The 2790-nt window shown below is 72.1% G+C and carries 1 protein-coding gene; it reads left to right on the top strand.

Features of this window, described 5'->3' with window-relative positions; translation table 11 throughout:
- The coding region (locus BCD49_RS45830) for a type I polyketide synthase (RefSeq protein WP_131803414.1) at positions 1-2790 on the top strand (2790 nt) is incomplete at both ends.

Raw genomic sequence — 2790 nt, 5'->3', positions numbered from 1 at the left:
CTTGGCGATCCGATTGAGGTCGACGCATTGATGGCGACGTATGGGCGGGGGCGGTCGGGTGGTGAGCCGGTGTGGTTGGGGTCGTTGAAGTCGAATGTGGGGCATGCGCAGGCGGCGGCGGGGGTGGGTGGGGTGATCAAGATGGTGATGGCGTTGCGGCATGGGGTGTTGCCGGCGTCGTTGCATGCGGGTGATCCGTCGCCGTTGGTGGACTGGGAGGCGGGTGGGGTGCGGTTGCTGTCGGCGGCGCGGGCGTGGCCGGCGGTGGGGCGGGTGCGTCGGGCGGGGGTGTCGTCGTTCGGGATCAGCGGCACCAACGCGCACGTCGTGCTCGAACAGGCCCCAGAAACCGCCAGCCCCGGCACGAACGCCGACACCGGCAATGACGCGGGCGTCGGTGTCGGTGGGCCCGTCGAGCCGGCGCGGCAGACCACTGGGAGCACCGGACCGGCACCGCGGTCCGACGCCGCCGACGTGGGTGCCGACACGGGGGCGGGCGTGGGTGTCGKGGTGCTGGTGCCGGTGTCGGCGYGTAGTGCGGTGGCGTTGCGGGCGGTCGCGGGACGGCTGGGTCGGTTCGTCGGGGGGCGTGCCGAGGTGGGTGTGGTGGGGGTGGGGCTCGCGTTGGCGACGACGCGGGCGGTGATGTCGCATCGTGCCGTGGTGCTCGCGGCGGACCGGGAGGAGCTGCTGGCGGGGCTGGYGGCCCTCGCCGAGGGGCGGGAACATCCACGGGTCGTCACCGGCGAGRSCACSGGTCCGGCAGGTGAAGTGGCGTTCCTKTTCGCTGGGCAGGGCAGCCAGCGTCCCGGGATGGGTCGAGACCTGTACGCGGCGTTCCCGGTGTTCCGCGAGGCGCTCGACGAGGCCTGCGCCGTGCTCGACCCGCTGCTGCGCGACGAGCTCGCCGCCGTGGGGGTCGGGTCGCTGCGCGAGATCATGTTCGCGGCGGACGGCGGCGTGCTCGCCGACGCGTTGGGGCGGACGGTGTTCACGCAGGCGGCGCTGTTCGCGTTCGAGTCCGCGCTGTACCGGCAGGTCACCGCCTGGGGGATCCAGCCGGACCACCTCGCCGGGCACTCGGTCGGCGAGATCACCGCCGCATACGCCGCGGAGGTGCTGTCACTGCCGGACGCGGCCGCGCTCGTGGCCGCGCGGGGTCGGCTGATGAACWCMCTRCCCGACGGCGGCGCCATGACCTCGGTCCAGGCCTCGGAAGCGCAGGTCACGTCGGTGCTGGCGGAGATCGGCGGCGTGGTGGCGATCGCCGCCGTCAACGCCCCGGACTCCGTGGTCGTCTCCGGCGAGCACACCGCCGTCGAGGCCGCCGCCGAGGCTCTCGAACGCCAGGGGATCAAGACCCGGCGACTGCGGGTGAGCCACGCGTTCCACTCCCCGCTGATGGACCCGATGCTCGACGAGTTCCGCACGGTCCTCACCRGCCTGACCTACCASGCCCCACGCATCCCGATCGTCTCCACCCTCACCGRCACGACCRCCACCGACGAGGACCTCACCACACCCGAGTACTGGACACGCCACGCCCGCGACGCCGTCCGCTTCACCCACGCCRTCACCACCCTGCACGACCAGGGCACACGCAGCTACCTCGAACTCGGCCCCGACAACTCCCTGACCACCCTCGCCAGCCGCACCCTTACCGACCACGGCCCCGACGGCGCGACCGGGGCACGGCTGGTCGCGGCGCAGCGGCGCGGCGGCCCGGAGCCGGCCGTCCTGCTGCGCGCGGTCGCCGCCCTGCACACCACCGGCACCAGCCCACACTGGCCCGCCCTCTACCCCCAGCCCACCCCTACCACCGACCTACCCCCCTACGAACTACCGACCTACCCCTTCCAGCACAAGCACTACTGGCATCGTCCGGCCGCGCCGGAGAACGTCACCGGGCTCGGGCTCGTCGCGACGGATCATCCGCTGATCAGGGCCGTCGTGCCGATCGCCGATCGCGACGAGATCCTGTTCGTCGGCAGTGTGTCGTTGGCGGCGCAGCCCTGGCTCGCCGACCACACCATCCACGGCACCACCCTCTTCCCCGGCACCGGCCTGCTCGAACTCGCCCTCCACGCCGCCCTGCACACCGGCACCAACACCGTCGACGAACTCACCCTCCACACCCCCCTCACCCTCACACCCACCGACACCCACCACCTCCAACTCACCCTCACACCCCCCGACACCACCGGCCACCGCACCCTCACCATCCACACCCGCCCCCACCACACCACCCCCGACCACCCCTGGACCCACCACGCCACCGGCACCATCCCCCCACCCCAAAACCACCAACCCACACCCAACCCCGACCCCGCCCCCACCCCCTGGCCACCACCCCACACCCACCCCATCGACCTCACCCACCACTACAACACCCTCACCACCCACGGCCTCGACTACGGCCCCACCTTCCAAAACCTCACCGCCGCCTGGCACGACGACACCACCCTCTACGCCACCCTCACCCTCCCCGACACCCTCCCCGACACCCACCGCTACACCATCCACCCCGCCCTCCTCGACGCCGCCCTCCACACCCTCACCCTCACCACCCCCACCCACACCGCCAACCCCAACCCCACCACCCCCAACCTCCCCTTCACCTTCACCACCACCCAAACCCACACCACCGCCACCCCCACCGCCCACGCCACCATCACCCCCACCACCCCCACCACCGCCACCATCCACCTCACCGACCCCACCGGAACCCCCCTCACCACCATCCACACCCTCACCACCCGCCCCGCCACCAAAAACCACATCGACACCGCC

The organism is Pseudofrankia sp. EUN1h, from assembly GCF_001854645.1.
In the GTDB taxonomy this organism is placed as follows: domain Bacteria; phylum Actinomycetota; class Actinomycetes; order Frankiales; family Frankiaceae; genus Pseudofrankia; species Pseudofrankia saprophytica.
The sequence above is the reverse complement of the archived record's forward strand: the minus strand, read 5'-3'. Positions and strand labels throughout refer to the sequence as shown.